Origin of the sequence: Cupriavidus sp. 2TAF22 (assembly GCF_052115045.1) — a bacterium.
Classification (GTDB): domain Bacteria; phylum Pseudomonadota; class Gammaproteobacteria; order Burkholderiales; family Burkholderiaceae; genus Cupriavidus.
Window position 1 is genome coordinate 21,347 of sequence record NZ_JBFRFX010000031.1, and the last position, 27,000, is coordinate 48,346.

General features: G+C 68.7%; 27 protein-coding genes. 18 read left to right on the top strand and 9 right to left on the bottom strand.

The window, feature by feature from the left end:
- Positions 1-185 precede the first annotated feature (185 nt).
- The 9 genes from AB4Z48_RS29435 to AB4Z48_RS29475 all read left to right on the top strand — a co-directional run bounded on the left by AB4Z48_RS29435 (position 186) and on the right by AB4Z48_RS29475 (position 8,509).
- A complete protein-coding gene (locus AB4Z48_RS29435; RefSeq protein ID WP_441620524.1) occupies positions 186-1,463 on the top strand; it encodes an ABC transporter substrate-binding protein in 1,278 nt (425 codons plus the stop codon).
- Positions 1,460-2,227 carry an ABC transporter ATP-binding protein gene (locus tag AB4Z48_RS29440; RefSeq protein WP_441620526.1) on the top strand — a complete coding sequence of 256 codons (768 nt, stop codon included), beginning with the start codon at positions 1,460-1,462 and terminating at the stop codon, positions 2,225-2,227. Before AB4Z48_RS29435 ends, AB4Z48_RS29440 begins: the two co-directional genes overlap by 4 nt.
- Positions 2,224-2,955 (top strand): ABC transporter ATP-binding protein, encoded by a 732-nt coding sequence (locus AB4Z48_RS29445; RefSeq protein ID WP_441620528.1) that lies wholly within the window; start codon positions 2,224-2,226, stop codon positions 2,953-2,955. The genes AB4Z48_RS29440 and AB4Z48_RS29445 overlap by 4 nt, the downstream gene beginning before the upstream one ends.
- A 77-nt stretch (positions 2,956-3,032) precedes the next feature.
- Positions 3,033-3,917 carry a branched-chain amino acid ABC transporter permease gene (locus tag AB4Z48_RS29450; RefSeq protein ID WP_441620530.1) on the top strand — a complete coding sequence of 295 codons (885 nt, stop codon included), beginning with the start codon at positions 3,033-3,035 and terminating at the stop codon, positions 3,915-3,917.
- Complete coding sequence (locus AB4Z48_RS29455) at positions 3,917-4,975, top strand: branched-chain amino acid ABC transporter permease (RefSeq protein ID WP_441620532.1); 1,059 nt, start codon at positions 3,917-3,919, stop codon at positions 4,973-4,975. The genes AB4Z48_RS29450 and AB4Z48_RS29455 overlap by 1 nt, the downstream gene beginning before the upstream one ends.
- Positions 4,976-5,060: 85 nt before the next feature.
- On the top strand, positions 5,061-5,378 hold the full coding sequence (locus AB4Z48_RS29460) for a non-heme iron oxygenase ferredoxin subunit (protein ID WP_441620534.1): 318 nt from the start codon (positions 5,061-5,063) through the stop codon (positions 5,376-5,378).
- An 11-nt stretch (positions 5,379-5,389) separates the two neighbouring features.
- Complete coding sequence (locus tag AB4Z48_RS29465) at positions 5,390-6,676, top strand: NAD(P)/FAD-dependent oxidoreductase (protein WP_441620536.1); 1,287 nt, start codon at positions 5,390-5,392, stop codon at positions 6,674-6,676.
- A gap of 13 nt (positions 6,677-6,689) precedes the next feature.
- Entirely contained in the window at positions 6,690-7,979 is a 1,290-nt protein-coding gene (locus AB4Z48_RS29470) for an aromatic ring-hydroxylating dioxygenase subunit alpha (protein WP_441620538.1), read from the top strand.
- Between the two features lie 5 nt (positions 7,980-7,984).
- Entirely contained in the window at positions 7,985-8,509 is a 525-nt protein-coding gene (locus AB4Z48_RS29475; RefSeq protein WP_441620540.1) for an aromatic-ring-hydroxylating dioxygenase subunit beta, read from the top strand.
- A gap of 48 nt (positions 8,510-8,557) precedes the next feature.
- Here the strand turns inward: AB4Z48_RS29475 and AB4Z48_RS29480 are convergent, their stop codons facing one another.
- Together AB4Z48_RS29480 and AB4Z48_RS29485 are read right to left on the bottom strand one after the other, a co-directional pair.
- A complete protein-coding gene (locus AB4Z48_RS29480) occupies positions 8,558-9,088 on the bottom strand; it encodes a MarR family winged helix-turn-helix transcriptional regulator (RefSeq protein WP_441620542.1) in 531 nt (176 codons plus the stop codon).
- A gap of 87 nt (positions 9,089-9,175) precedes the next feature.
- Positions 9,176-10,396 (bottom strand): MFS transporter, encoded by a 1,221-nt coding sequence (locus AB4Z48_RS29485; RefSeq protein ID WP_441620650.1) that lies wholly within the window; start codon positions 10,394-10,396, stop codon positions 9,176-9,178.
- Positions 10,397-10,734: 338 nt separating this feature from the next.
- Between AB4Z48_RS29485 and AB4Z48_RS29490 the strand changes: the two genes are divergently transcribed.
- The gene (locus tag AB4Z48_RS29490) at positions 10,735-11,712 is read left to right on the top strand and encodes an aldo/keto reductase (protein WP_441620544.1); all 978 of its coding nucleotides are present in this window, start codon (positions 10,735-10,737) and stop codon (positions 11,710-11,712) included.
- Positions 11,713-11,742: 30 nt separating this feature from the next.
- Here the strand turns inward: AB4Z48_RS29490 and AB4Z48_RS29495 are convergent, their stop codons facing one another.
- Positions 11,743-13,092 (bottom strand): MFS transporter, encoded by a 1,350-nt coding sequence (locus tag AB4Z48_RS29495; protein ID WP_441620546.1) that lies wholly within the window; start codon positions 13,090-13,092, stop codon positions 11,743-11,745.
- 295 nt (positions 13,093-13,387) lie between these two features.
- Here AB4Z48_RS29495 and AB4Z48_RS29500 point away from each other — a divergent pair, with 295 nt between their 5' ends.
- The 3 genes from AB4Z48_RS29500 to AB4Z48_RS29510 all read left to right on the top strand — a co-directional run bounded on the left by AB4Z48_RS29500 (position 13,388) and on the right by AB4Z48_RS29510 (position 16,525).
- Positions 13,388-14,149 carry a metallophosphoesterase gene (locus AB4Z48_RS29500; protein ID WP_441620548.1) on the top strand — a complete coding sequence of 254 codons (762 nt, stop codon included), beginning with the start codon at positions 13,388-13,390 and terminating at the stop codon, positions 14,147-14,149.
- 338 nt (positions 14,150-14,487) lie between these two features.
- Complete coding sequence (locus AB4Z48_RS29505; protein ID WP_441620550.1) at positions 14,488-14,901, top strand: MarR family transcriptional regulator; 414 nt, start codon at positions 14,488-14,490, stop codon at positions 14,899-14,901.
- Positions 14,902-15,166: 265 nt separating this feature from the next.
- The gene (locus AB4Z48_RS29510) at positions 15,167-16,525 is read left to right on the top strand and encodes a BON domain-containing protein (protein WP_441620552.1); all 1,359 of its coding nucleotides are present in this window, start codon (positions 15,167-15,169) and stop codon (positions 16,523-16,525) included.
- On the opposite strand, the gene AB4Z48_RS29515 is transcribed toward AB4Z48_RS29510, so the two are convergent.
- Positions 16,522-17,460 (bottom strand): LysR family transcriptional regulator, encoded by a 939-nt coding sequence (locus tag AB4Z48_RS29515; RefSeq protein WP_441620554.1) that lies wholly within the window; start codon positions 17,458-17,460, stop codon positions 16,522-16,524. The two genes, AB4Z48_RS29510 and AB4Z48_RS29515, sit on opposite strands and share 4 nt — an antisense overlap.
- A 197-nt stretch (positions 17,461-17,657) precedes the next feature.
- Between AB4Z48_RS29515 and AB4Z48_RS29520 the strand changes: the two genes are divergently transcribed.
- Together AB4Z48_RS29520 and AB4Z48_RS29525 are read left to right on the top strand one after the other, a co-directional pair.
- Positions 17,658-18,638: a tripartite tricarboxylate transporter substrate binding protein gene (locus tag AB4Z48_RS29520; protein WP_441620556.1), complete on the top strand. Its 981-nt coding sequence runs from the start codon at positions 17,658-17,660 to the stop codon at positions 18,636-18,638.
- 2 nt (positions 18,639-18,640) lie between these two features.
- Positions 18,641-20,086 (top strand): M81 family metallopeptidase, encoded by a 1,446-nt coding sequence (locus tag AB4Z48_RS29525; RefSeq protein WP_441620558.1) that lies wholly within the window; start codon positions 18,641-18,643, stop codon positions 20,084-20,086.
- A 74-nt stretch (positions 20,087-20,160) separates the two neighbouring features.
- On the opposite strand, the gene AB4Z48_RS29530 is transcribed toward AB4Z48_RS29525, so the two are convergent.
- From AB4Z48_RS29530 to AB4Z48_RS29540, 3 genes are all read right to left on the bottom strand, one after another.
- Positions 20,161-20,481: a high-potential iron-sulfur protein gene (locus tag AB4Z48_RS29530; protein WP_441620560.1), complete on the bottom strand. Its 321-nt coding sequence runs from the start codon at positions 20,479-20,481 to the stop codon at positions 20,161-20,163.
- A gap of 478 nt (positions 20,482-20,959) precedes the next feature.
- A complete protein-coding gene (locus AB4Z48_RS29535; RefSeq protein ID WP_441620562.1) occupies positions 20,960-21,325 on the bottom strand; it encodes an RcnB family protein in 366 nt (121 codons plus the stop codon).
- A gap of 364 nt (positions 21,326-21,689) precedes the next feature.
- Positions 21,690-22,820, bottom strand: a complete 1,131-nt coding sequence (locus AB4Z48_RS29540; RefSeq protein ID WP_441620563.1) for a methyl-accepting chemotaxis protein — start codon at positions 22,818-22,820, stop codon at positions 21,690-21,692.
- Positions 22,821-23,023: 203 nt separating this feature from the next.
- Between AB4Z48_RS29540 and ku the strand changes: the two genes are divergently transcribed.
- The 3 genes from ku (at position 23,024) to AB4Z48_RS29555 (ending at position 25,333) form a co-directional block, all read left to right on the top strand.
- On the top strand, positions 23,024-23,914 hold the full coding sequence (gene ku / locus AB4Z48_RS29545; RefSeq protein ID WP_441620565.1) for a non-homologous end joining protein Ku: 891 nt from the start codon (positions 23,024-23,026) through the stop codon (positions 23,912-23,914).
- A gap of 30 nt (positions 23,915-23,944) precedes the next feature.
- Complete coding sequence (locus AB4Z48_RS29550) at positions 23,945-24,763, top strand: tetratricopeptide repeat protein (protein WP_441620567.1); 819 nt, start codon at positions 23,945-23,947, stop codon at positions 24,761-24,763.
- A gap of 171 nt (positions 24,764-24,934) precedes the next feature.
- Positions 24,935-25,333, top strand: coding sequence for a hypothetical protein (locus tag AB4Z48_RS29555; RefSeq protein ID WP_441620569.1), 399 nt, complete (start codon positions 24,935-24,937; stop codon positions 25,331-25,333).
- Between the two features lie 11 nt (positions 25,334-25,344).
- Here AB4Z48_RS29555 and AB4Z48_RS29560 read toward each other — a convergent pair whose 3' ends face one another.
- Together AB4Z48_RS29560 and AB4Z48_RS29565 are read right to left on the bottom strand one after the other, a co-directional pair.
- Complete coding sequence (locus AB4Z48_RS29560) at positions 25,345-25,473, bottom strand: hypothetical protein (protein ID WP_441620571.1); 129 nt, start codon at positions 25,471-25,473, stop codon at positions 25,345-25,347.
- Between the two features lie 256 nt (positions 25,474-25,729).
- Positions 25,730-26,560 (bottom strand): MlaA family lipoprotein, encoded by an 831-nt coding sequence (locus tag AB4Z48_RS29565; RefSeq protein WP_441620573.1) that lies wholly within the window; start codon positions 26,558-26,560, stop codon positions 25,730-25,732.
- Positions 26,561-27,000: the final 440 nt, after the last annotated feature.

The window sequence follows — 27,000 nt, forward strand, 5'->3', positions numbered from 1 at the left end:
GCGCGGCCAAGGCCCGAAACCGATTCACGACCCGCGCCGCATGGCCCGGAATTTGCTCAGTACACTGCATTATTAATCAGCATGCTGATCGATGCACCAAGGCAAGGCCCGCAGCGCGGGCCGCGCAGGAAAACGGTGCGGGACAGCATGCCCACCTTCCCTTGAAACCTGTCTGGAGCGCCCCCATGAAGCCCATGAAGTCTCTGCATGCAGCATCCCGCCTCACCGTGATTCCCGCCCTGCTGCCGGCCCTGGTCGGGCTGTTGTGCAGCACCGCCGCGTGGGCCGACGCCAACGGCGTCAAGGTGGGTGTAATCACCGACATGTCCGGCTCCTACGCCGACCTCTCCGGCCGCGGCTCGGTGCTGGCCGCGCAGATGGCGGTGGACGAGTTCGGCGGCAAGGCACTTGGCAAGCCGGTCACGGTGTTGTCGGGCGACCACCAGAACAAGGCCGACATCGCCTCGTCGCTGGCGCGGCGCTGGTTCGACACCGACGGCGTGGACATGGTGATCGATTTCCCCAATTCCTCCACCGCGCTGGCGGTGCAGGAGATCGCCAAGCAGAAGCAGAAGATCAACATCGTCTCCACCGGCGGCGCCATGGCGCTGACCAACCAGAACTGCTCGCCCACCGGCTTCCACTGGGGCTGGGACACGTATTCGGTGTCGGCGCCGCTGGTCAAGCGCCTGATCGAGCAGGGCAAGGGCACCTGGTACTACATCACCGTGGACTACGCGCTGGGACAGTCGCTGGAGTCGGACTTCCGCAAGGAGGTGGACGCCAGCGGCGGCAAGAACGTGGGCAGCACCAAGCACCCGCTCAACGCCAGCGATTTCAGCAGCCCCATCGTGGCGGCTTCCGCCTCCAAGGCCAAGGTGGTGGTGCTGGCCAACGCCGGCAACGACATGATCAACGGCGTCAAGGCGGCCGGCGAATTCGGCCTGATCAAGGGCGGGCAGACCGTGATCACGCCGTCCACCTTCATCACCGACCTCAAGAGCCTCGGCCCCAGCGTGGCGCAGGGGCTGACCTACGTGGACCCGTTCAAGACCGACCTGGACGCCAGGTCGAAAGCCTTCGTCGAGCGCTTCTACGCCAAGCACAAGGCCTACCCCACGCACGGCCAGATCGGCGTCTACTCGGGCGTGCTGCACTACCTGAAGGCGGTCGAGGCAGCCAAGACCGTGGACGGCCCGGCGGTGGCGGAGAAGATGCGCGCGCTCGCCGTCAACGACGACTTCGTGCATGGCGGCAAGGTGCGCGCCGACGGCCGCATGGTGCACGACATGTACCTGGCGCAGGCCAAGTCGCCGGCCGAATCCAAGGGCCCGTGGGACCTGGTCAAGTACATCGGCACCATCCCGGGCGACTCGGCCTTCCGCCCGCTGTCCGCAAGCGAGTGCCCGCTGTTGAAGAAGGGCATGGAGGCACGCAACGACAAGAGCAAGGATCCTGCATGAGCCAGTCCGACGTGATCCTGGAAACGCGCGGGCTGACCAAGGAGTTCAAGGGCTTCACCGCGGTCAGCCAGGTGAACCTGCGCGTGCGGCGCGGCGCCATCCATGCCCTGATCGGGCCCAATGGCGCCGGCAAGACCACCTGCTTCAACCTGCTGACCAAGTTCCATGCGCCGTCCGCCGGCGCGATCCTGTTCAACGGCGCGGACATCACGCGCGAGCGGCCGGCGCAGGTTGCCCGCCAGGGCGTGATCCGCTCGTTCCAGATCTCCGCGGTGTTTGCGCAGCTCACGGTGATGGAGAACGTGCGCGTGGCCTTGCAGCGCAAGCTGGGCACGACCTACCACTTCTGGAAGAGCAAGCGCGCGCTGGACGAACTCAACGAGCGCGCGCTGGCCCTGCTGCGCGCGGTCGGCCTGGAGAGCTTCGCCGCCCTGCCCACCGCCGAGCTGGCCTACGGCCGCAAGCGCGCGCTGGAGATCGCCACCACCCTGGCCATGGACCCCGAACTCATGCTCCTCGACGAGCCCACCCAGGGCATGGGCCACGAAGACGTGGAAACCGTGACCGCCCTGATCAAGCAGGTGTCCGCCGGACGCACGGTGCTGATGGTCGAGCACAATATGAACGTGGTGTCCTCCATCGCGGACCGCATCACGGTGCTCCAGCGTGGCGCCATCCTGGCCGAAGGCTCGTACGACGAAATGACGCGCAACCCGCAGGTGATGGAGGCCTACATGGGCACGACGGCGGAGACGGTGCAATGAGCCGCCCCACCCCCGCCCTCGACATCAAGGACCTGCACGCCTGGTACGGTGAATCGCACATCCTGCACGGCGTGGACCTCACCGTCCAGCCGGGCGAGGTGGTCACCGTGCTGGGGCGCAACGGCGCCGGGCGCACCACCACCATGCGCGCCATCATGGGACTGGTCGGCGCGCGCAAAGGCTCGGTGCGCGTCAACGGCACCGAGACCATCGGCATGAAGACGCACCGTATCGCGCCGCTGGGCCTTGGCTACTGCCCGGAGGAGCGCGCCATCTTCTCCAGCCTGTCTTGCGAGGAGAACCTGCTGCTGCCGCCCGTTTTCAAGGAGACCGGCGCGGCCGGCGGCCGCGAGCCGATGCCGCTGGACGAGATCTACGCCATGTTCCCCAACCTGTGGGAGCGCCGCAAGAGCCAGGGCACGCGCATGTCCGGCGGCGAGCAGCAGATGCTGGCGGTGGCCCGCATCCTGCGCACGCGCGCCAGCGTGCTGCTGCTCGACGAGATCTCGGAAGGCCTTGCGCCGGTCATCGTGCAGACGCTGGCGCGGATGATCACCACGCTCAGGAAGCGCGGCTACACCATCGTGATGGTGGAGCAGAACTTCCGCTTCGCGGCGCCGCTCGCGGACCGCTTCTACGTGATGGAGCACGGGCGCATGGTGGAGTCCTTCGATGCCGCGGCGCTCGAACGCAAGATGCCCACGCTCAACGCCCTGCTCGGCGTGTAAGGCGGCCCGCTTCAACGGCGGCGGCGCCCGCGCGCCGCCTCGCCCTCCCCGATACAAGCTCCCCAGGAAGACCCCTTATGGAATTACTTGGCATTCCCATGCCCGCGCTGCTGAGCCAGTTGCTGCTCGGCCTCGTCAACGGCTCGTTCTACGCCATCCTCAGCCTGGGCCTGGCCGTGATCTTCGGCCTGCTCAACGTCATCAACTTCGCCCACGGCGCCCTGTTCATGCTGGGCGCGATGCTGGCCTGGGCCGGGCTGCAATACCTCGGGCTGAACTACTGGCTGATGCTGCTGCTCGCCCCGCTCGTCACCGGCGCGCTCGGCGTGGCGCTGGAACGCACCATGCTGCGCCGGCTCTATCGCTTCGACCACCTCTACGGCCTGCTGCTCACGCTGGGCATCGCGCTGCTGATCGAGGGACTGGTGCGCTCCGGCTACGGCGTGTCCGGCCTGTCGTACGCCACGCCGGACGCGCTCGGCGGCGCCAGCGACCTCGGCTTCATGGTGTTGCCCAACTACCGCGCCTGGGTGGTGCTGGCCTCGCTGGCGGTGTGCTTCGCCACCTGGTTCGTGATCGAGAAGACACGCCTGGGCGCCTACCTGCGCGCCGGCACCGAAAACCCGCGCATGGTGGAGGCATTCGGCATCAACGTGCCCTTGCTGGTGACGCTGACCTACGCCTTCGGCGTGGGGCTGGCCGCCTTTGCCGGCGTGCTGGCGGCACCGGTGATGCAGGTGTCGCCGCTGATGGGGCAGAACCTGATCATCACGGTCTTTGCCGTCGTGGTGATCGGCGGCATGGGCTCGATCCTCGGCTCGATCTTCACCGGCCTGGGCCTGGGCGTGCTCGAAGGGCTGGCCAAGGTGTTCTATCCGGAGGCTTCGGCCACCGTCGTCTTCGTCGCCATGGTGTGCGTGCTGATGGTGCGCCCCGCCGGCCTGTTCGGAAAGGAAAAATGATGAGCAACGATTCACGCGCAAGACTGGTCCTGGCCGCGCTGCTGGCGGCCGTGGCGCTGGCGCCCTTCCTCGGCGCCTACCCCGTACTGGCGATGAAGCTGATGTGCTTCGCGCTGTTTGCCTGCGCCTTCAACCTGCTGCTGGGCTTCACCGGCCTGCTGTCGTTCGGCCACGCCGCCTTCTTCGGCGGCGCGGCTTATGCCTGCGGCTACCTCATGAAATCGCTGCAGGTCACGCCGGAGCTGGGCCTGCTGGCCGGCACCGCGTTCGGCGCGCTGCTCGGCCTGGCCTTCGGCGCGCTGGCGATCCGGCGCCAGGGCATCTACTTCGCCATGATCACGCTGGCGCTGGCGCAGATGTTCTACTTCTTCTGCCTGCAGGCGCCGGTCACCGGCGGCGAGGACGGCCTGCAAGGCGTGCCACGCGGCCGCCTGTTCGGCCTGCTGCCGCTCGACAACGACCTTTCCATGTACTACGTGGCGGCGGCCGTCACGGTAGCCGCGCTGGCCCTGATCGCGCGCGTGGTCAACTCGCCGTTCGGGCAGGTGCTGCGCGCCATCAAGGAAAACGAGCCGCGCGCCATCTCGCTTGGCTACGACACCGACCGCGTCAAGCTGCTGGCCTTCGTGCTGTCGTCGGCGCTGGCCGGACTGGCCGGCGCGCTCAAGACGCTGGTGCTCGGCTTTGCCACCCTGACCGATGTGCACTGGGCCATGTCGGGCTCGGTCATCCTGATGACGCTGGTCGGCGGCATGGGCACTTTGTCCGGGCCGGTGCTTGGCGCGCTGGTGATCGTCGCGGTGGAGAACAAGCTGGGCGACTTCGGCAGCGGCCTGGCCGCGCTGACAGGCGTGGACTGGTTCAACACGCTCGGCGAATCGGTCAGCATGGTCACCGGGCTGATCTTCGTGGTGTGCGTGCTGACCTTCCGGCGCGGCGTGATGGGCGAAGTGCAGGCCTTGTTCGCACGGCGCGCGGCTGCCGCGCGGCCGCGCGCGCCAGGCGGCAACACGCCGTTCCATGCCGCTTCCGCCTCCGCCGGCACGCCCGAGGGCTAGCCAAGGGTTTACGCTGATTCAGTTGCCAATTTAAATCAGTACACTGAATATAAATACTCAGTGTACTGAACAAAGGAGATGCATCATGGCTTGGACCAAGATTGCCACCACCGGCCAGCTTCAGGACGACGAAGTGATGCCGCTCACGCTCGGCGACGCCCAGTTGGCCCTCTACCGCAGCGAAGGCGAGTTCTTCGTCACCGACAACGTCTGCACCCACCAGTACGCCCTGCTGTCCGACGGCTACCTGGAAGACGGCTGCATCGAATGCCCGCTGCACCAGGCCCGCTTCGATATCCGCACCGGCCAGGCCATGTGCGCGCCCGCCACGCAGCCGATCCGCGTCTACCCGGTCAGGATCGAAGGCGCCGACGTGATGGTCGATGTCCTGGTGGCAGCCTGAGGCCCGCGGCCATGTCACACGACGCCCCCATCCTCATCATCGGCGCCGGCCAGGCTGGCGCCACCGCGGCTGCCGCGCTGCGCGCGCTGGGCCATGCCGGCGGCATCGTCATGGCCGGCGGCGAGGCGCACGCACCCTATGAGCGGCCGCCGCTGTCGAAAGCCGTGCTGGCGGACGAGGAGCAGGACGCCCGCATCGGCGTGCATGCCGCGGGCTTCTACGCCGAGCAGGGCATCGACCTGCGCCTGGGCACCACGATTGCCGCGCTCGATCCCGCCACCGGCACCGCCCACCTCGCCGACGGCGGATCGATCCGCTTCAGCCGCTGCCTGCTGGCCACCGGCGGGCGCGCCCGCACCCTGCCCGCCCTGCCCGAAGGCACGCCGCGCGTGCACTACCTGCGCTCGCTCGGCGATGCGCGCGGCCTGCGCACGGCCATGCGTGCCGCGGCCCATGCCGGCGGCCGCCTGCTGGTGATCGGCGGCGGCTTCCTGGGGCTGGAGACGGCCTCCACCGCGCGCGCCCTGGGCCTGCAGGTCACGGTGATCGAAGCCGCTGCGCTGCTGCTGCAGCGCGCGGTGCCGGCAGTGTTCTCTGCCTGGCTGGCGGAGCGCGCCCGCGCCTTGGGCATCGACCTGCGCCTCGGCAGCGCGATCGCCTCGGTGCAGACCGGCGCGCAGCAGGTCAGCGTGGCGCTGGCGGACGGCAGCGCCCTGCAGGCACCGCTGGCGGTGGTGGCCATCGGCCTGCAGCCCGAAGTTGCCCTGGCGCAGGCCGCCGGCCTGGCGCTCCACGCCACCAACGGCGGCATCCGGGTCGACGCCCGGTGCCGCACCAGCGCGCATGGCGTGTTCGCCGCCGGCGACTGCGCCAGCCAGTACCAGCCGCTGTTCGGCCAGGAGATGCGGCTGGAGTCGTGGCAGAACGCCAACGAGCAGGCCCGCATCGCGGCGGCGGCCATGCTCGGCGTGGACACCGCGCCGCCCGCCGTGCCCTGGTTCTGGACCGACCAGCTCGGCTGCAATATCCAGATGCTGGGCGCCTTCGCACCGGACCTGCACTACACCCTGCGCGGCAGCACCTCGGCGGAGCACGACAAATTCTTGCTGCTTGGCATGGATGGCGCGCGACTGCGCCATGCCATCGCCGTCAACGCGGGCGGCGACCTGAGGCAATTGCGCAGCCTGATCGATACGCGCGCCGCCTGCGATATCGCGCGGCTCTGCGACACCACCCTGCCCCTGAAGCAGGCGGTGCGCGAAGCCACCGCCGCGCCTGCGTGCCAAACCCCATCCTGAACGAGGAACAGACATGTACCAGACCCATGCGGTCATCAACCGCACGCCGCGCGCCAAGGATGCCGAACTGGCCGCCTGCCGATGGCCCGACGACGCCCTGCACTTCATCCCGGACTGGGTGTACACCAGCAACGCCGTGTACGACCGCGAACTGGAGAAGATCTTCCGCGGCCGTTCGTGGAACTTCGTCGCCCTGGAAGCCGAGATCCCCGCCGCGGGCGACTTCAAGCGCTCCTACGTGGGGCCAACGCCGGTGGTGGTGGCGCGCGCCGAGGATGGCTCGATCAATGTCTTCGAGAACCGCTGCGCCCACCGCGGCGCGGAATTCTGCCGCCATGGCCAGGGCAACGCCAAGGAATTCGTCTGCCCGTACCACCAGTGGTCCTACGATCTCAAGGGCAACCTGCAGGGCGTGCCGTTCAAGCGCGGCGTGAACCGCGCCGGCGGCATGCCCAAGGATTTCCGCAACGAGGACCACGGCCTGGTCAAGCTCAACGTGACCACGCGCAACGGCGTGATCTTCGCCTCGTACGCCAGCGACATGGAGAGCATCGAGGAATACCTCACGCCGGAGATCCGCAAGGACTTCGACGTGGTCTTCAACGGCAAGCCGCTCAAGATACTCGGGTATTACAAGAACGAGCTGCCGTGCAACTGGAAGATGTACCACGAGAACCTGAAGGACCCGTACCACGCCACGTTGCTGCACTCCTTCCTGGTGGTGTTCGGCCTGCTGGTGGCCGGCAACGAGTCGGCCATGATCGCGGATCCGGTGCACGGCCGCCACGGCACCATGGCCTCGGCCAAGAAGGAAGACAAGTACGCCGCGGTGAGCGAGGAGAACAAGAAGGAAATGCGCTCCTTCCACGAAGGCATGCGCCTGCAGGACGACCGCTTCCTGGAGTACGTGAAGGAGTTCGATTCGCCGTGGTCGGTGACGATGCAGACCATCTGGCCCAACCTGGTCGTGCAACGCGAGATGAACACGCTGGGCGTGCGCCAGATCGTGCCCAACGGCCCGGACAGCATGCTGATGCTGTGGACCATGTTCGGCTATGAGGACGACACCGAGGAAATGACCCGCCACCGCCTGCGCCAGGGCAACCTGATGGGCCCGGCCGGCTTCCTGGGGCTGGAGGACAACGAGGCGATGAAGTTCGTGCAGGAAGGCGTGCGCCGCTCCAGCAGCGACGTCAACGTGCTCAAGCTGGACCCGGGCCACGTGGGCACCGCCAACTCGCTGATCTCGGAATCCGCGATCCGCGCCATGTACCAGTACTACCGCAGCGTGATGGGATTCTGAGCACCATGACACCGACGACGCATACGCTCTACCGCCCCCGCACGCTGCCCGCCGCGCGCGCCCTGCCCCTGCGCATGGAGGTCGAAGCCTTCCACGCCGAATACTGCGCCGTGCTCGACGCCGGCCTGGTGGAGTCGTGGCCGGACTTCTTCACCGAGGACTGCATCTACCGCGTCACCTCGAGGGAGAACGCGGAACTCGACATGCCGGTCGGCCTGGTCTACGCCGAAGGCCGGCGCATGATGCACGACCGCGCAGTGGCCATCTCCCGCACCCAGATGTTCGCCCCGCGCTATATGCTGCACCTGGTCACCAATACACGCGTCACCGACGAAAGCGCCGATGGCTCGATCCACGCCCAGGCCAGCTTCCTGTTGCTGCAGACGCTGGTCGAAGGCGCCACCACCATCCACATGGCGGGCAGCTACCACGACCGCTTCGCCCGCGCCGGCGACGGGCTGCTGCTGGCCGAACGCCAGGTCATCTACGACACCACCATCATCGCCAACGACCTGGTGTACCCGGTCTAGACCACCCTGCCCGGGCCGGCAACGAAGCCGCGGCCGCCGGGCCGCGCATCACAAGATGCGCAGCACCGTGCGGCTGTAGTCGTTGTTGGCTTCCACCAGCGTGGACAGCAACTCCATGAACACCTTGCGCTGCGCCGGGCGCAGCGGCGCCAGCATGCGCTCCTGCGCGCGCTCCATGTCCGCGCGCAGCGACGCCACCACGGCCTGCCCTTCCTTGGTCAGGTGCACGTGGCGGGTACGCCGGTCGGCCGGATTGTCCTTGCGCTCGAGCAGGCCGCGCTCTTCCAGCCGGCGCACGACATCGGCGGTGGTGGTGCGGTCGAACCCCACTTCCTGGCCGAGCGCGGTCTGGTCCAGTCCGGGCAGCACGGACAATACCGTCAGGATGGCGTACTGCACCGGCGTGATGCTCGCCGACTTGCACTCCTCGAAAAACATCGCCACATGGATCTGGTGCAGGCGGCGCACCAGGAAGCCAGGGCGTGCCCACAGGAGCTCCTTGGCCGGATCGGCGTCGGGTGAGGCCGGTGCCTCGGCCTGGGCTGCCGGGCGCGGCGCTTGGCGTTTCGTTGCAGACATTCCACTCACCAAATTGTTAGCATGCTGACAAGTATAGACCAGGGATGCGGCGGACAAGGCATTGCACGCGCGCCGCGCCCCGGCCCTTCACGCCAGCACCGCGCCCTTGCGCTCGGGAATCAGGAACAGCGTGGCGACGATATCCAGCACATAGATCGAAGCCAGCACGGCGATTGCGGTATCGAACGAATAGCTGGCCGCCAGCGCTCCCACCGCCAGCGGGCCGAAGCCGCCCACGCCACGCCCGATATTGAACAGCACGTTCTGGGCGGTCGCCCGCGCCTGTGTCGGGTAAAGCTCGGAGATCAGCGCCCCGTAGCCGCCGATCATGCCGTTGACGAACAGCCCCATCACCGCCCCGCCAAACAGCAGCGCGTACGGCGAGACCAGTTGCGAGTAGACCAGCACCATGACCACCGACCCGGCCTGGTAGATCAGGAAGGTAGGCCGGCGGCCGATGCGGTCGGCAAGCTGGCCGAAGACCCAGATGCCGATCGCCATGCCGACGATGGTCACCGACGTCCACAGCGCCGACTTGGTCAGCGAGTAGTTGAACTGCCTGGAGAGGTAGGTCGGCATCCAGATCATCAGCCCGTAGTAGCCGAAGTTCTGCACCGAGCACAGGATCACCACGCCGAGGCTGGCGCGCGCCGTGGCGGCATCGGCCACCAGCATCTTGAGGGGGTTGCCTTTGCGCGGCGCCTTGCTGCCCTGCACGAAGACCTCGGGCTCGCCGATAAAGCGCCGCACCACGAAGGATGCCAGCGCCGGCAGCACGCCCACGGCAAACATGCCGCGCCAGCCGATATGCGGCAGCAGCACCGGGGTGAGCAGCGCCGCGGCCAGCACGCCCGCCTGCCACCCCAGCCCGACATAGGAAGAGACACGCGCCCGCTGGCCAGGCCGGCAGGCTTCGGTGGCCAGCGCCATGCCGATGCCGAACTCGCCGCCCAGGCCGAAGCCGGCGATGGTGCGGTAGGCCAGCAGGTCCCAGTAGCCCTGGGCCAGCGCGCACAGGCCGGTGAAGGCGGCGAACAGCAGGATGGTCCAGGTCAGCACCTTCACCCGCCCCACATAGTCGCTCAGGATGCCGAAGAAGATGCCGCCGGCGACCGCGCCCACCAGGGTCCAGGTCACCAGCGAGCCCGCCTGGGTGCTGGTCAGCCCCAGCCCGGCGGAGACCGCGCTGAGGATGAAGCCGAGGATCAGCAGGTCGAAGCCATCCAGCGCGTAGCCGACCGCCGAGGCGATGACCGCCTTGCGTGCATAGGCATCCTGTTCCCGCTCGCTGCGCGCGGCGTGCGCCATGTCCGCGGTGTGCGCGGCGCCCGCGCCCATGCCGGCCGTCCCGGCGCCAGCGTTGCCCTGAGTCATGTTCCCCATCCCTGTGTCCCGTCTTCCGTGCATCCGTTGTTCCGCCGGGCGGAAAAATGTGGCGAGATTCTACTCTCGCGGCATGCGCCCGGATGCACGACGCCATGGAACGCCGCAACGGCGCGAGGAAAAAGCGCCGGGGGACGCCATCGCCCGGGCGCCGTGCGGCCGCCTGCAGGCATGCGGGGATTCGCATACCATCCGGGGGTGCGTCGGCGGCCGCGCGGGCTGGCCGGCATCCATGGCATCGATCAACGGCAAGGAGTGGCAAGATGGACTACGTGCGGTTTGGCTCGACAGGACTGAAGGTATCGCGGCTTTGCCTGGGTTGCATGACCTATGGCGTGCCCGAGCGCGGCAAACATCCGTGGACGCTGGGCGAGGAAGCCAGCCGCCCGCTGATCCGCCAGGCGCTGGAAGCCGGCATCAACTTCTTCGACACCGCCAATGTCTACTCGGACGGCACCTCGGAAGAGATCGTGGGCCGCGCGCTCAAGGACTTCGCCCATCGCGACGACGTGGTGATCGCCACCAAGGTGCAAGGGCGCATGCGCGCCGGCCCCAACGGCGCCGGCCTGTCGCGCCGCGCCATCCTGGCCGAGATCGACAACAGCCTGCGCCGGCTTGGCACCGACTACGTCGACCTCTACCAGATCCACCGCTGGGACCCGAACACGCCGATCGAGGAAACGCTGGAAGCGCTGCACGACGTGGTCAAGGCCGGCAAGGTCCGCTATATCGGCGCGTCATCGATGTTCGCCTGGCGGTTCTCGCGCGCCATCTACACTTCGCGCCTGCACGGCTGGACGCAGTTCGTCAGCATGCAGAACCATGTCAACCTGCTCAACCGGGAAGAAGAACGCGAGATGCTGCCGCTGTGCGCGGCCGAGGGGATCGCGGTGATGCCGTGGAGCCCGCTGGCGCGCGGCCGCCTGACGCGCCCCTGGCAGGCCGGCAGCGCGCGCGAAGCGAGCGACGAATTCGGCAATACGCTCTACCACGGCGCCGAGGACTCGGACCGTGCCGTGGTGGAGCAGGTGCATGCCATCGCGCAGGCGCGCGGCGTGCCCGCCGCCCAGGTGGCGCTGGCGTGGGTGCTGCAGAAACCGGGCATCACCTCGCCCATCGTCGGCGCATCCAGGCCGCACCATCTGGAAGATGCGGTGGCCGCATTGTCGCTCGGCCTCACCGCCGACGAGATCAAGGCGCTCGAAGCGCCCTACGTGCCGCACGCACCCGTCGGGTTCTGAGCAGACTGCGGCGGCCGGCCCGCGGGCCGGCTACGCCTTCGCCGTGCCGGGATCGCGCGTGATCAGCCGCAGGCCGCTGGCAATGCTCGCTACGCCAGCGAAGCCCGCGCCCAGCCCCAGCGCCAGCGTGGGGCCGTGGCGCCCGGCAATGCCGAAGCTCAGCGCCACCAGCGCCGCGCCGGTGGCCTGGCCCAGCAGGCGCGCGGTGGCGATCACGCCGCTGGCGCCGCCAGCGCGCTCGCGCGGCGCGCTCGACATCAGCGCCTTGAGGTTGGGCGACTGGAAGAAGCCGAAGCCCGCGCCGCAGATCGCCATGCGGATGCCGATATCGAGCGCGCTCGGATGCGCCGGCATCAAGGCCAGCGACGCCATGCCCGCGCTCATCACCGCCAGCCCCACGCCGCCGAGCAGACCCGGCGGATAGCGGTCCGACAAGCGCCCGGCAAGCGGCGCCATCAGCGCCACCACGGCGGACCACGGCGTCATCAGGAATCCGGTTTCGATCGGGCTGCGGCCCAGCACGCTCTCGAAGAAGAACGGCAGCGAGACAAAGGCCAGCCCCTGCGCCGCGAACGAGCAGATCGCCGTCATGGTCGACAGCGCGAACATCGGCCGCTTCATCAGGTCCACCGGCAGCATCGGCGCGGGGTGGCCGCGCTCGCGGCGCAACAGCAGCACGAAGGCCACGGCGAACACCGCCACCGCCGCCAGCGACTGGCCCACGGGCGCGCGCTGCGCCCCCTCGCCCAGCGCGAAGATCAGCGCCGCGAAGGTGACCACGTTGAGCCCCGCCGCCACGCGGTCGAAGCGGTGCTTGCCGCGCGCGGTGTGCGGCAGCGACGGCCACGCGATGAACAGCGCCAGCAGGCCGATCGGCAGGTTCACCGCGAACAGCCACGGCCACGGCCCCAGCGACAGGATGATCGACGCCACCGTGGGTCCCACCGCGAACGACACCCCCACCACCAGCGCGTTCAGCCCCACCCCGCGCCCGAGGCGGTGCGGCGGGAAGATCGCGCTGATCAGCGCCGCGTTCACGCTCATGATGGCGCTCGCGCCCACGCCCTGCAGCAGGCGCGCCGCCGCCAGCGTGGGCAGCGACCACGCCAGCGCGCATACCACCGAGGCGCCGATGAACAGGACCAGCCCGCCCAGGTAGACGCGCCGGTGCCCGACGATGCCGCCCAGCGCCGCGAACGGCAGCAGCGTCGCCACCATCGCGAGCTGGTAGGCGTTGATGATCCAGACCGAGGCCGCCGGCGTGGCGTGCAGGTCGGCCGCGATGGCCGGCAGCGCCGTGTTGGCGATCGCCGTATCCAGCGTGGCGAGCGACACCGCCAGCAGGATGGCGGCCATGCCGCGGCGCTCAATCGATGTCATGCGCGCGTCCGCTGCGCGCGCTGCGAGGTTGGAATCCGCTAAATTCGACACTGTCTCTGCCCGTGACCGCTTCGGACGCGGCGCGCGCGCATCGCGCGCCATCCGCCCACCATGTCTGATACATGGACCGCGGTTCAGCGCTGGACCGGCCAAAGGCCGCGGCAAGCCGACACGATAAGGGAAAACGCGAATATCTGCTGAAGGCGCGCTCGCCCTGCCCCGTCGCACCTAGCGCCGGAACGGCATAATGCGTCCCAGCGAGACACCCAAGAAAAACGCCACCAAGGAGACCCCAGTGAAGATTGGCCTGGTATCGGACCTGCACCTATCCGTCCATCCGATGGACTACCCCACCCCGGATGTCGATGTGATGGTGCTGGCCGGTGATATCTGGCGCCCCAGGGAAGCCATGGCCTGGGCCGCCGCCGCCCCCGTGCCCACGCTGTACGTGGCCGGCAACCACGAGTTCTACGGCGGCGACCTCGCCACCACCATGGACGCCCTGCGCGCAGGCGCGGCCGGCACGCGCGTGCGGGTGCTGGAGCGCTCGGAGTGGCATCACGGCGGCGTGCGCTTCCTCGGCTGCACCCTGTGGTCCGACTACAGCCTGTTCGCGTCCGCACAGCAGCGCGAGGAAGGGCTGCGCGACGCCCAGACGCTGATGCGGGACTTTTCGCGCATCCGTATCGCGCCGGATTTCGAGGACCGCTTCACGCCGGCGGTTTCCCAGGCCCTGTTCCGCGAATCGGTGGCCTGGCTGCGCGAGCGTTTCGCGGCCGGCCACGATGGCAAGACCGTGGTCATCACGCACTTCGCGCCATCCCCGCAGAGCATCAGCCCGCAGTTCGCCGGTTCCGCGCTCAACGCCTGCTTTGTCTCCGACCTGAGCCGCGAGATCGAGGCATGGCAGCCCGCGCTGTGGGTGCATGGCCATACCCATGACAGCTTCGACTATCGGGTGGGCGCCACCCGCGTGGTGTGCAACCCGCGCGGCTATGCGCGCGAGGGCAAGCTGGAGAATCCGAAGTTCGATCCCGGCCTGGTGCTCGAAATCTGAGCGCCCGCGTGATCGAAGGCACATCCGCGCCGCGGCGCGGTGAAGCCCGCAGGCACAAGCCCGGGCTTGGGATTTTCCCTTGGTTTAGTGCGCCAAGCGCAGTGTCGTGCCTTTTTTGGCCCGTCACGCGGGCACTCGATTGCGCCATTGTCATCATTGTCTGCTAATGTCGCATCCGCAGGAAACGCGGGGGGAGGAGGAGCGCCGCGTTCCCGCGCCGCCCGGGCCGGCCAAGCACCGGCGCTGGTCTGCGGCAATGCCCAAAGACAGGAGACAAATCAATGCGGCCTAAGGCTCTAGAACCGACTGAGTCCGTGCTTCTTGCCTTGATGGAGAGCGTGCGTGAGTGGCAGGGTGCGCTCGACCAGACCCTTTCCGAAGTCGGTCTCGATTATCCAGGATGGATCCTGCTGCGCGCGATACGCCAGGAAGAATTCGTGCGCCATGCGCCCTATTTCGGGCTGATGCTGATTTCCGTCACGCAATCCGAACCCATGCTCGGCGCGCTGCAGGCCGATGGCTGGATTGCCTTCGACCCGGCCGGCCAGCCCTTCGTCCCGGCCACCGCCCTGCCCCGCGTAGACCGCGTCTACAGCGCACTGAAAGCGCTGCATTCGGTCTCGGTGGCGCCGTTCAGCAGCGAAGAGCGCACCGCGCTCACGGCCTCGCTGCTGCGCATGAAAGCCACCTTGCACGACCATAGCGTGCGCCGCGGCCGGCAAGCCGAGCGCCAGGTCGAATCGCAGCACTGACGATCGGCCGGGTGTCCGGGCAGGCACATCGCCCGCCCGAATCCGCGCACGCCATCGCGCAGGATTTACACAAGCACCCGCCAATGCTTCCAATCTCCCCCGCCGGTACAGGCACTCGCGCGCCTTGCGCGCGCGCCCGCAGCCCGCGCCTGTGGCCTGCCCCGCACCCACGCGGCGGCGGTACGTTTCTTGCGCCTCTTCTGGAGTTCCCGTGCGGCGCGCGTCGTTTGCGCGCCCATGGCCAACCCGACACTAGGAGACAAGCATGGACGACCGCTACAACGAACGCTATCGCCGCGGCCAGGCCTGGCGCGGCTACGAGCAGGGCGGCACGGACCGCGATGCACGGCAGCCCGAATCCGATGCCGACGACTGGCAAGCGCAACGCCGCCGCCAGCGCCTGGCGCCCGGACAACTGAGCGACGGCGGAGCGGCCCGCGACGAACGCAGCTACGGGCGCGAACAAAGGCAGGAGTACGGGCGCGAATACGGGCGCGACAGCTATCCGGACCACCCGTCCGAGCGGGCAGACCAGCGCCGCGGCGAATACCGCAGCGACCTGCGCTATGGCCTCAACGGCCAGTACGACCGCGCCGACGAGGAGGCCTGGCGGCTGGGCGAGAGCTACGGATCCGGCAACCGCGACCAGGAGTGGCTGCGCGAGGTCGACCGGCCTTATGAAGACATGCGCCGGCACGCCGCACGCGGCTACTTCAGCGATATCGGCGGGCGCGGCGAGCGCGGCGGCTATGGCAACGCGCCGGAAGGCGAGCGGCAAGGCCACGGGTACACGATGCCGTACCGGGGTGCCTACGGCAACCAGCGTGGCGACGAGTACGCCGGCGGGTATGGCGGCGAATATGGCCGCGGGGCAAGCGGCGGGGCAGGCGGCGGGTATGGCGAGTCCGGCGGCAAGCGCGGCGATGCATATGGCCGGCCATCCCGTGACGAATATGGCGACGCATACCATGACGATCCGCGTCGCGGATATCGCGGCGAGCGCGACGACCCGCGCGAGGATTTCCGCGACGGCGGGCAGGAGCACGGCGCGCTCTACAACCTCGGCCGCCGCATAGGCGAGGTGGTGGGCGAAGTCTTCGGCAACGACAGCGACCGCTCCGATGAGCGTGAAGCCCGGCGCGAAGGCCAGGCCCCGACCCGGCGCATGGGCCCCAAGGGCTACCAGCGCAGCGACGAGCGCATCCGGGAAGCCATCTGCGAGCAGCTCGCCTACGCGCGCGGCGTGGATGTCAGCCAGGTCGGCGTGGAGGTGACCGCAGGCGTGGCCACGCTGAGCGGGATCGTGCGCAGCCGCAGCGAGAAATACGATATCGAGGACCTGGCCGACCATGTGTTCGGCGTGACCGAGGTGCAGAACAGCATCCGCGTGCAGCGGGACGGCGGCGCCGGCGTCAGCGGATATGGCGCCGCGACCGCATCGAAGAGCGGACCGGCAAACAGCGGACCGGCAACCAGCGGACCGACAACCGGCGCCGCCCCCTCGCCCGGGGCCGGCACGTCGAGCGCGGCAGTGGCGCCATCGGGCGGCAACGGCAGCGGCGTCGCCGCATCGACCGCCACGCCAGCCAGGATGACCGACCTGAAGACCTGGACGCCGGACTAGACGCCAGCCCGGGGCGCCCGCCCGCCGCCGTCGAACAGGGCCGACGCCTCGATGCGCGCGAGTATCGCGCGCATCGCGCTGGTTGGCGGCCGGTTGGCCCGCACGAGCAAGCGCGACTGCGCGGCTTCGAAGATCGGATTGCTGGTGCGCAGCGCGACCAGCTCGCCGCGGGCGACCTCCTTCACCACCGAATTCGCCGAGGTGAAGGTCAGCCCGAGCCGGCATTCCACGTAGCGCTTGAGCGTCACGATGGAGTTGGCGACGAAGCTCGGCGTCAACACGATGTTCTCGGACAGCTCCGCCATCTGGATCAGCTGGCGCAGGCCGAACCCTGGCGCCATCAGCGCCACCGGGTAGCGCGCCACATCCTTGAGCGTGGCGCGCCTGCGCTGGCGCGCAAGCGGATGATCCGGCCAGGCGATCACGCACAGCGGATGGTTGCGCGCGCTGACCACGCGCACGGCAGGATCGGCCGGCGGCCCGAACACCACGCCGATATGCGCATCGTCATGCGCCACGGCGCGCACCGCGTCCGATGCGCCGGCCACGCGCAGCGAGACGCGCACGCCGGGAAACTCGCGGCAGAACGCGTCCACCACCCCGCCCATCAGGATATCGACAAACCCTTCGCTGGCGACGATGTGGATATCGCCGCGCTGCAGGCCGTTGACCTCGTCGAGCCGCGCCATCATCGCCTGCTCGCTGGCCTGGCGGTCCCGGTAATGGTCCATCACGATCGAGGCCATCTCGGTAGGCACGATGCCCCTGCCCTTGCGCTCGAGCAGGGCCACGCCCAGTTCGGACTCCAGCAACTGGATCTGCCGGCTGACGATGGATGGCTCCACGCCCAGCCGTTCGGCCGCGCCGCGCACCGAGCCGGCGGTCACCGCCTCGAAGAAATACTGCAGGCGCCGCGCGCTCAGCCCTCCCTCCATCGCTTCCCTCCTGGTTCACTTCGTTTTCCGTGCGTCTCTTCGTTGCTGCTGTCCGGGGCTGTCCGGGGCTGTCAAGGGCCGGTCCGCCGCCGCCCGATCGTTGCCAAATAGGCAACAAAATTCCGGATAGCTTACATTGATTCAGGACACCGGAATTGCGAATAATCAGTGGCCACGAACTCCTCGCACCCACACTCATGAAACCCTTTGCTTCCCTCCTGGCCGCCACGGCCCTCGGCATGTTCTGCGCGCAACCGGCAAGCGCGGCCCCGCCGGACGGCGCGTACCCGAACAAGCCGGTCAAGATCGTGGTGGGCTATGCGCCGGGCGGCTCCTCCGATGCCGTGGCCAGGCTGGTCGCCAACCGGCTGTCCGAGCGGCTCGGGCAGAGTTTCGTGGTCGAGAACCGGCCCGGCGCCGCCAGCAATATCGCCGCCGCCGGCGTGGCGCGCGCGCCCGCCGATGGCTACACCATCCTGCTGGGCTCCAACGCCAGCACCATCAATGTCTCGCTGTACAAGAAACTGCCGTTCGATTTCCAGAAGGACTTCGCGCCGGTGGCGCTGCTCACGCGCTTTCCCAACATCATGGCGGTGAACCCTTCGGTACCGGCGACCACGGTGGCGGAATTCATCAGCTATGCCAGGGCGCATCCGAAGGGGATCTTCTTCGCCTCCTCGGGCGCGGGCTCGTCCACGCGCTTGTCCGCGGAACTGTTCAAGATGATGGCGGGCATCCAGATGGAGCACGTACAGTACAAGGGCAGCGCGCCGGCGCTTACCGACCTGATGGCCGGCCAGGTGCAGGTGATGTTCGACACCGCGCCGTCGGTCATCCCGCTGATCAAGAGCGGCAAGCTGCGCGCGCTCGGGGTGACCAGCGCCACCAGGGACCCGTCCGCGCCGGAGATCCCCACCGTGGATGCCAGCGGCCTGAAGGGGTATGAAGTCACCTCGTGGTACGCGCTGTTCGTGCCCGCCGGCACGCCGGCCGGCGTCGTCGACACGCTCAACAAGGAGGTCAACGCGATCATGGCCGAGAAGGACACGCGCGAGAAGCTCGCCGCGATGGTCGCCACGCCTGGCGGCGGTAGCCCCGATGCGCTGCGCCAGCACGTGGCCGCCGAAATCACCAAGTGGGGCGCGGTGGTGCGCAACTCGGGCGCGACCCCGGAGTGACCATGCGCGTATTCACCGGCTCGCTCGCCACCGAGACCAACACCTTCGCCCCGCTGCCCACCTCGCTGGAAGCCTTCGTCGACCGCGGCTACTATCCCGCCGGCACGCACCCGCCCGAGATGGCCGTGTTCAGCGGCCCGCTGTGGGCCGCGCGCCAGCGCGCGCGCGAGCATGGCTGGGAAGTGATCGAGGGCATGGCCGCCGGCGCGCAGCCGGGCGGCGTGACCACGCGCCATGCCTACGAGACCCTGCGCGACGAACTGCTGGCGGACCTGCGCCGCGCGCTGCCGGTGGACATGGTATTGCTGGGCCTGCACGGCGCCATGGTGGCCGATGGCTATGAAGACTGCGAGGGCGACCTGCTGGCGCGCGTGCGCGCGCTGGCCGGCCCCGGCGTGGTGATCGGCGCGGAGATCGACCCACACAGCCACCTCACCGAGGCCATGGTGGCGCAGGCGGACATCCTGGTGGCCTACAAGGAATATCCGCACACCGATATCCGCGAGCGCGCGCTGGAACTGGTGGACCTGTGCGCGGCGCAGGTGGCCGGGCGCATCGCGCCGGTGGCGGCGGTGGCCGACTGCGGCATGATCGTCACCATCCGCACCAACCAGGAACCGGCGCGCAGCTATGTCGACCGCCTGATGGCGCTCGAAGGCCGTGACGGCATCCTCTCGATCTCCGTCGCGCACGGATTCCCCTGGGGCGACGTGCCCGACATGGGCACCAGGCTGCTGGTCTACGCGGACGGCGACGGCGCCGCCGCGCAGCGGCTCGCGCAGCGCCTGGCCGCCGAGCTGGCCGGCCTGCGTGAACTGCTCATGCCGGCCTGTCCCGGCCCGGACGAAGCCATCGACGAGGCGCTGGCCGCCGACGCCACGCCGGTGGTGATTGCCGATGCCGGCGACAACCCCGGCGGCGGCGGCGCTGGCGATGCCACCTTCCTGCTGCGCCGGCTGCATGCGCGCGGCGTGCGCAACGTGGCGCTGGGCCCGCTGTGGGATCCGGTGGCGGTGCGCATCGCGTTCAGCGCCGGCACGGGCGCGCGGCTGCCGCTGCGCATCGGCGGCAAGGTCAGCCCGATGTCGGGCGACCCGATCGATCTCGATTGCACGGTGAAGGCACTGGTGCCGGACATGGTCATGACCGGCCTGTCGGGAGCGCCGGCGCCGGTGGGCAACGCGGCGCTGGTGGAGGCCGACGGCATCGAGATCGTGCTGATCACGCTGCGCGCGCAGGCCCTGCACACCGATGTGTTCACGCAGCTGGGCTGCCGGCTCGAGGACAAGACGCTGATCGTGGTCAAGTCGGCGCAGCATTTCAACGCCGCGTTCGCGGGCGTGGCGCGCAAGGTCATCTACGCGGACGCGCCGGGCTCGGTGGCGCTGGACCTGCGCACGCTGCCCTATCGCCGCATACGCCGGCCCCTCTGGCCGGTCGACCGCTGAAAGGCAAAACAGGCGGGCGCGCCTGGATGCGCGCCCGCCTGCCTGACTTCACCGGGCCCTGCCCAGGCACCCGGTCAGGCCTTCTTCGCCCACGCGCTGCACCAGCCCTTGCCGGCGACCTGCTTGCCGGCGAACAGCGGACAGCCGCCGCTGGCATCGGTCGCCTTGCCCTGGAACAGCTGGCAGTTGCCGCAATGCTGGCTGGCCTCGTGCTTCGGGTACTTGGCCTTGTCCACCTTGGTGGTATCGGCCTTGTAGCCGAGTCCGACAGCCTGCGGGTCTTTTTCATCCACCATGGGCCCGCTGCCCTGCGCGCGCGCCGATACGGAAAAACCCAACGCGCCCGCGGCGGCGACGATTGGGATGCCTTTCAGGAAATGACGGCGAGTTGACATCTTTATTCCTTTTTTCTGTGGGGGAACAACCCGGGCGGGAACACGCGCGCAAGCGCGCGGCGCGGCCGGCCCGTCGGCTTGCGGCGCGCCATGCGGCGCACCGCTGCACCAGCCGGAGCACGGCGCGCGCTGCTGCGGGTATCCAGGCGCCAGACACACCTGGAAACGCAGCGGGGGGCGCCGTGCCGCCGGCCGGTGCTGGATTGATTCTAGGCCACGGCAATAACGCGGCGCCCAGGGCCTGGCGCGCGCGTCGCACCGGCTTTGACGCAGGCCAATGGAAAGCGGAAAAAAGCGCGGAAAAGGCGTGGAAAGACGGAAAAACACGGAAAAAAGCGGGGGACAAGGCAAGCCGAACGGAAAGCCGGCGTGCGAGAAAAGGTGCGCGCCGGCCTGCTTGCCCGGCTACACGTTCATCGTGCGCGGGGCAAGCGTGGTGGCATGGGCCGCCGGACCGCCGGCGAGAGGAATCGACCGCCTAGCGGCCGCCCGGTCCCATGTCCATGATCGCGCCGTTGGGCGCCACCAGATAGAAGTCCGCGCCGACGCCCACCCAGTGGCGTCCCTTCGGCGGCGCGGGGAGGTTGTACTGGCGCCAGTCCTCGACCATGTACTGGCGGTCGCGGTACTCCGTCGGGAGCCGGTCGCCCTTGTGCCAGCGCTGCGGGGTCATGCGGTTGTTGTTGCGGTCATCACCGGGCCCCGGGCCACCGGGGCGGCGCTGGTCCTCACCGGACTTGTCCTGGTACTGATAGCCGCGCTCGGGGCCGGGCTGCGCGCTGACCTGCGCGCAGACCACCAGCCCGGAGGCTAGCAGGAGACCCGCCAGCAATCTGCTTTTCACGGTTTTTGTCATAGAGCACTCCTTTGGTCGGCCACGATAGCCGCGGTGGCCGCGCGGTGGCGGCGCGTCGACACGTCCGTCCGGGCACGCGCCATGTCACGAGCTAGCCACGCGCGGTGACTCGTCGCACCAGGATGGCTCGCAACATCGATGCCCGGTTCAAGGATAGTGGCTGGAGAGTGACCGTGGCGCGCAATACCGGCGCCATGCGCCGCTTCAGGCGCGCGAGATCCGGCTGGCGGGCGGGCACGGCGGCCCGGGAGTGCGGCGGGCACGAACGGCCCGCGCGGCAGGTAAAAATTTCAATCCACGTGCAAAGCTGCGCGAACGGGCCCGCATCGCGCGGGCCCGTCCCGGTACGGCCTCAGTCGAGCTTGAACTCGCCTACCGCAGCCTGCAGTTGTTGTGCCTGCTCTGCCAGCGCCGACGACGCGGCCGCGGCTTGCTCGACCAGCGCCGCGTTCTGCTGCGTGACCGAATCCATCTGCATCACGGCCTGGTTGACCTGGTCGATGCCGCTGCTCTGCTGCGCCGAAGCCACCGAGATCTCCTTGAGGATGGTGGTCACCTGGCGCGACGCTGCCACGATCTCGCGCATGGTCTCGCCGGCCTGCTCCACCCGCACGGAACCGTTGCGCACCTGGTCGGCGGAGTCGCCGATCAGCGCGCGGATTTCCTTGGCGGCGGAAGAGCTGCGTTGCGCCAGCGTGCGCACCTCGCCCGCCACCACGGCAAAGCCGCGCCCCTGTTCGCCGGCACGTGCGGCTTCCACGGCCGCGTTGAGCGCGAGGATATTGGTCTGGAACGCAATGCCCTCGATCACGTCGATGATGTCCACCACTTTCTTCGAGCTGGCGCTGATCGCCTGCATGGTCTGCACCACCTCGCCCACCGCCGCGCCGCCGCGCTGCGCGATCTCGGAGGCATTGGCGGCAAGGTCGTTGGCCGCATGCGCGCGCTCGGTGTTCTGGCGGACCATGGCGGTCAGCTCGCCCATGCTCGAGGCGGTTTCCTGCAGCGCGGCGGCCTGTTCTTCCGTGCGCTGGGACAGATCGGTGTTGCCCACCGCGATCTGCCTGGATGCATCCGTGATGGAATCGGTGGAACCCTTGATGCGGCTGACCAGGTCGGTCAGCATGTCCTCCATCTCGCCCATGCCCCGCAGCAGGCGGCCGAACTCGCCACCGCGCTCGGTCTCGAACTCCTGGCTCAGGTCGCCGGAGGCCACCGTCTCGGCAATGAAGACCGCCTCGCCCAGCGGCTGCTCCACCCCGCGCGCGATGCCGAAGGTGAAGACGGCGGCGGCCAGCAGCGCCACCACCCATAGCCCGTACATCCAGGTCCGCGCGGATGCGACCGCCTGCGCCAGGTCACCGCCCGACGCATCCGGCAGGCTGCCCAGCCCCGCCGCGATCCCCGCCGCCATCAGCACCAGCACCACCGCGAAGCCGGCGCCCAGTCGCGCGCGGATGCTCAGGTTGCCAAAAGACATCATTGCTCTATCTCCCCGTTGTCATGGACTTCGCCCGTTTCGTCCGACTGGATAACGACGCGGGACGGCAGAACTTTAGGGATTTTTCGCCACAATGTGCAGTGCGCGCTCCAGCCCCGGTGCCCGCGCGGCGCGGGCACGGTATAAGCTGGACGATATCGTTCCGGTACGGCGCACGTACCGGCTCCCGACCCAAGGGGACTGCCATGGCCGCGCGCTCCATCGCCTCTCTCTCGCTGAGTTTCGGGCTCGTCTCGATCCCGGTCAAGGTGTACTCCGCCACGGAAAGCAAGGCCGGCGTGAGTTTCAACCTGCTGCACAAGGGCTGCGGCTCGCGGCTCAAGCAGCAATATGTCTGCCTGCGCGAGGACGTCGTGGTGGACCGTGCCGACATGGTCAAGGGCTACGAGTTCGAGAAGGACCACTACGTGGTGTTCGAGCCGGAAGAGCTCGAAGTGCTGGACGCAACGGCCCAGCACACCATCGACATCGTCTCGTTCATGCCGTCCGGCGCCATCGACCCGATCTATTTCGAGAAGGCCTACTACCTCGGCCCGGACCGGCGCGGCGCCAAGCCGTACAACCTGCTGGCCGAAGCGATGCGGCAGACCGGCACCTGCGCGCTGGCGCGCTGGGTCTGGAAAGGCAAGCAGGCCATGGTGCAGGTGCGCGTGGGCGCAGACGGGCTGATCCTGCAGCAGTTGCTGTACGCCGATGAAGTCCGCTCCATGACCGACCTGCATGTGGAGAAGGCGGACGTGCAGCCGGCCGAGCTCGCGCTGGCCCAGCAACTGATCGAGCAGAACTCGGTGGACGGCTACGACTCGTCGGCCTATGTCGACGAGGAGAAGGAGCGCATCCTGGCCGCCATCGACAAGAAGATTGCCGGCAAGAAGATCACGGTGGCCGAGGAACGCACGGCCGAAGGCGGCGGCGCCGAAGTGATCGACCTGATGGCAGCGCTGCGCGCCAGCGTCGGCCAGCGCAAGCGCGCCGCGGCCACCGCAGCCACCGCCGAGCCGAAGGAGCGCAAGAGCGCAAAGCGCGCCACCCCCGCGGCGCCCGCCCCGGCCCGCCGCACCGCGGCCAAGAAATAGCGCGGAAGGTAGCGCGAACAGGTAGCGCGGATGCCCACCTATACCCTGCGGGAAGTGCAGGCCATGCTCGGCATTTCCCGGGCCGTCGCGTCCCGGCTGATCGCCGCGGGCATCGTCACGCCTTCGCGCGGCGCGCGACGCGAATTCCGCTTCACCTTCCGCGACGTGGTCATGCTGCGCACCGCGCGTTCGCTGCGCGCGGCCAAGATCCCGAGCCGGCGCATCCTGCGCTCGCTGGCACACCTGAAAGCGTCGCGCGGCGACGGGCAGCCGCTGTCCGGCGTGCGCGTGATCGCGGTGGGCAACCAGGTGGCCGCACGCGAGGGCCGGCTGCAATGGCATGTGGATTCGGGCCAGCTGCTGATGGATTTCGAGCCCGAGGCGGATGCCGGCGTGGCGCCGCTGCAGCGGCCCGCCTCGCCCGAGGCCAGTCCCAGGGCGGCCGTGGACCACTTCGAGGCTGCCTGCGAACTGGAGGCCGGCGCGCCCGCCGAAGCCGAGGCGGCATACCGCCAGGCGCTCGCGGCCTTTCCCGGCTACCTGGACGCTTACTTGAACCTCGGCTGCATGCTCTGCGACGCGGGCCGCTACGCCGACGCCATCACGCTGTACCGCGAAGCGCTGGCGCACCTGCCTGGAGAGCCGCTGCTCCACTTCAACCTGGCCGTGGCGCTGGAGGACGACGGCCACCCGCGCCAAGCGCTGGCCAGCTACGAGCGCTGCATCGCCCAGCTGCCGGACTTCGCCGACGCGCACTTCAACGCGGCCCGCCTGCACCAGGAACTGGGCAATGCACGCGGCGCGATCCGGCATTTCAACCACTACCGCAAGCTGCAGCCGCGCTCTTGAGCGCGCTGCGAGCCGGCCTGCTGGCTGGTCCGGCGGGCGATTCAAGCGTTTCCGGTCCCCATGTGAAAAGTTTCGCGAGGCAGCCACGGTGGCGGCACGCCGGCTTATCCTTGCCCATGCAACCGCGGCGTCGCCACCCCTTCACGCATGGCAGACAATCCTGCTACCGCCATGTCCGCACCTTGCCTCCCTGCTTTCGCCAGGCTCGCCGCCGCCTGTGCAGCCTTGCTGAGCGCCGCCTGCGCGCCGGACGCCATCGACAACATCCAGGCGCGCGGTTTCGACGCCTACCTGGACGGCCTGCGGCGCGAATGCCCGAACATGATGATCGGCGACAACAATGTCAGCGAATGGCTGCGCACCAACGGCGCACAGGGCGGCAGCGACTACGTCTACTGGCTGGACCAGACCTCGCGGCTCTACTACCAGCGCATCACGCCGGCCCAGTACCGCGACTCCGTGACCGGCGGGCTCGGGCAGGGCAAGTCCGACACGCGGGCGGTGGACTGCATCGTCCGCAACCTGCCCGCGCGGCGCCCCACCACCCCGGCCGCAGACAAGGCGCGCTGAGCGCACCGCCGTCATTCCGCCTGCACCTGCTGCCTGCGCGCGAGTTGAATGCCGGGCAGCAGCATCGCCGCGATGACCTCGGGCGGTTGATACGAGGTGATTGCAGCATGGGCGTGGGGAAAAGCGAATGCCGGCACCATGCGCCTGGATGCGGCCGCGGGAAAGCCTCCGGCCGGGGATACTCGTCTGTGCCGTGACAATAGCCAGTCGTCAGGCCTGCCCTTACGACATCGAGAACCACTGCGCGAATGCGCCGGTCAGCCAGCCACAACCCACGCATACCACCAGCCATCCGCACACAATGGCTGCACAACTCTTCAGGTCCATCTTCGTCACTCCGGTAAGGCGGCCGCCGTGCGGCGGCCCGCTGGTTCATGTCCGGCCGGCGCGCACCGGTCAGTCGCCGCCCTGCGCCGGTGCCGGCGCCGGCGCCGCGGCCGTTCCCGGCTCCGGCACCGGCTCGGAAGTGGAGGCGGCAAGCGCCGAACCGGCGTCGGGATCGTCATAGACCGGCAGCTCGGTCTTGCCGTCGCTCAGCAGATAGTTGCGGCGCTGCAGATACGCATCGCGCACGAAGGTGTACTTGTCGAGCGCAGCCAGCGAGAGCAGGTCGGTAGCGCCCAGCACGTTGGTGCGCCCGTTGACGATGGCCGTATCCGTCGCGCTATTGCGCCAGGCGGGATCCAGGTAGCTGACGGGCGCCAGCCAATGGTCCGCGAGCAGGCCGACGCCGTCGCGCCCCGTGCTCGGCCCGAACAGCGGCAGGACAACGTACGGCCCGGCCGGCACGCCCCACGCGCCGAGCGTCAGGCCGAAGTCCTGCGAGTGCTTTTGCAGCCCCGCCGGCGTCGCGATATCGATCAGGCCGCCGATGCCGAATACGGAGTTGATCGCCACGCGCATCAGGCTTTCCGAAGCCGCCACGCCCTTGCCCTGCAGCAGGTTGTTGGCGAAGTTGCCGACGTCCGAGAGATTGGAGTAGACATTGCTCACCGCGGTGCGCACGGGGCTGGGCGTCACGGCCTTGTAGCCCTTGGCGATCGGCGCGGCCACATATTGGTCGAGATGGTCGTTGAAGGCGAAGACCGCGCGGTTCACCGGTTCCAATGGGTCGGACGGCGTGGCCGGCGTGTTGGCGTAGGCCGCGGACATGGTGGCAGCGGCGATCAGGAGCAAGGCGGCCCCGTTGCGCAACAGCGGGCGGGTTGAGGAAGAGCTGGGATACATGGCGATCTCGTGACGGGGGTTGGAACGCCCGGTCCCGGGATCGGTGATGTGCGTTCGGTGTCTTTCCATCCCGGCCGGACAATCGTCCTGCCGGGAACCGGCACCTGAAGGTATCCGGTGCAGGGATTATGGTTGCCGGATGCCCGCGGATAAATGGTCGGAAATGGGATTCTTTATCTCGATTCCAACGACAAAACGAAAGTGACCCCGCAGTCAGGCACAAGAGGCCGGCAGATGCGCGAGGGCGCGCAGCGTCCGCCAAGTCAGCCAGGCGCCCCGTTGTTGGCAATCGCAGAACAGTGTGTTCCCGTCCGGCGGCTTTTTCCGCGCGGCCCCGCTTGATATCGTGCTGCACAAGGCCCGGCATCCTCCTCCCCGGGTCCCGACGTGGAACGCAAGCGTCCTTTTCTGTCCTTACTGGAAGCAGCAAGCTTGTTGTG

Bases quoted from the DNA above. Each gene is read 5' to 3' on its own strand.
- AB4Z48_RS29435 (WP_441620524.1), top strand. From the start codon at position 186: ATGAAGCCCATGAAGTCTCTGCATGCAGCATCCCGCCTCACCGTGATT.
- AB4Z48_RS29440 (WP_441620526.1), top strand. From the start codon at position 1,460: ATGAGCCAGTCCGACGTGATCCTGGAAACGCGCGGGCTGACCAAGGAG.
- AB4Z48_RS29445 (WP_441620528.1), top strand. From the start codon at position 2,224: ATGAGCCGCCCCACCCCCGCCCTCGACATCAAGGACCTGCACGCCTGG.
- AB4Z48_RS29450 (WP_441620530.1), top strand. From the start codon at position 3,033: ATGGAATTACTTGGCATTCCCATGCCCGCGCTGCTGAGCCAGTTGCTG.
- AB4Z48_RS29455 (WP_441620532.1), top strand. From the start codon at position 3,917: ATGAGCAACGATTCACGCGCAAGACTGGTCCTGGCCGCGCTGCTGGCG.
- AB4Z48_RS29460 (WP_441620534.1), top strand. From the start codon at position 5,061: ATGGCTTGGACCAAGATTGCCACCACCGGCCAGCTTCAGGACGACGAA.
- AB4Z48_RS29465 (WP_441620536.1), top strand. From the start codon at position 5,390: ATGTCACACGACGCCCCCATCCTCATCATCGGCGCCGGCCAGGCTGGC.
- AB4Z48_RS29470 (WP_441620538.1), top strand. From the start codon at position 6,690: ATGTACCAGACCCATGCGGTCATCAACCGCACGCCGCGCGCCAAGGAT.
- AB4Z48_RS29475 (WP_441620540.1), top strand. From the start codon at position 7,985: ATGACACCGACGACGCATACGCTCTACCGCCCCCGCACGCTGCCCGCC.
- AB4Z48_RS29480 (WP_441620542.1), bottom strand. From the start codon at position 9,088: ATGTCTGCAACGAAACGCCAAGCGCCGCGCCCGGCAGCCCAGGCCGAG.
- AB4Z48_RS29485 (WP_441620650.1), bottom strand. From the start codon at position 10,396: ATGGCGCACGCCGCGCGCAGCGAGCGGGAACAGGATGCCTATGCACGC.
- AB4Z48_RS29490 (WP_441620544.1), top strand. From the start codon at position 10,735: ATGGACTACGTGCGGTTTGGCTCGACAGGACTGAAGGTATCGCGGCTT.
- AB4Z48_RS29495 (WP_441620546.1), bottom strand. From the start codon at position 13,092: ATGACATCGATTGAGCGCCGCGGCATGGCCGCCATCCTGCTGGCGGTG.
- AB4Z48_RS29510 (WP_441620552.1), top strand. From the start codon at position 15,167: ATGGACGACCGCTACAACGAACGCTATCGCCGCGGCCAGGCCTGGCGC.
- AB4Z48_RS29515 (WP_441620554.1), bottom strand. From the start codon at position 17,460: ATGGAGGGAGGGCTGAGCGCGCGGCGCCTGCAGTATTTCTTCGAGGCG.
- AB4Z48_RS29520 (WP_441620556.1), top strand. From the start codon at position 17,658: ATGAAACCCTTTGCTTCCCTCCTGGCCGCCACGGCCCTCGGCATGTTC.
- AB4Z48_RS29525 (WP_441620558.1), top strand. From the start codon at position 18,641: ATGCGCGTATTCACCGGCTCGCTCGCCACCGAGACCAACACCTTCGCC.
- AB4Z48_RS29530 (WP_441620560.1), bottom strand. From the start codon at position 20,481: ATGTCAACTCGCCGTCATTTCCTGAAAGGCATCCCAATCGTCGCCGCC.
- AB4Z48_RS29540 (WP_441620563.1), bottom strand. From the start codon at position 22,820: ATGATGTCTTTTGGCAACCTGAGCATCCGCGCGCGACTGGGCGCCGGC.
- ku (WP_441620565.1), top strand. From the start codon at position 23,024: ATGGCCGCGCGCTCCATCGCCTCTCTCTCGCTGAGTTTCGGGCTCGTC.
- AB4Z48_RS29550 (WP_441620567.1), top strand. From the start codon at position 23,945: ATGCCCACCTATACCCTGCGGGAAGTGCAGGCCATGCTCGGCATTTCC.
- AB4Z48_RS29555 (WP_441620569.1), top strand. From the start codon at position 24,935: ATGTCCGCACCTTGCCTCCCTGCTTTCGCCAGGCTCGCCGCCGCCTGT.
- AB4Z48_RS29560 (WP_441620571.1), bottom strand. From the start codon at position 25,473: ATGGTGCCGGCATTCGCTTTTCCCCACGCCCATGCTGCAATCACCTCG.
- AB4Z48_RS29565 (WP_441620573.1), bottom strand. From the start codon at position 26,560: ATGTATCCCAGCTCTTCCTCAACCCGCCCGCTGTTGCGCAACGGGGCC.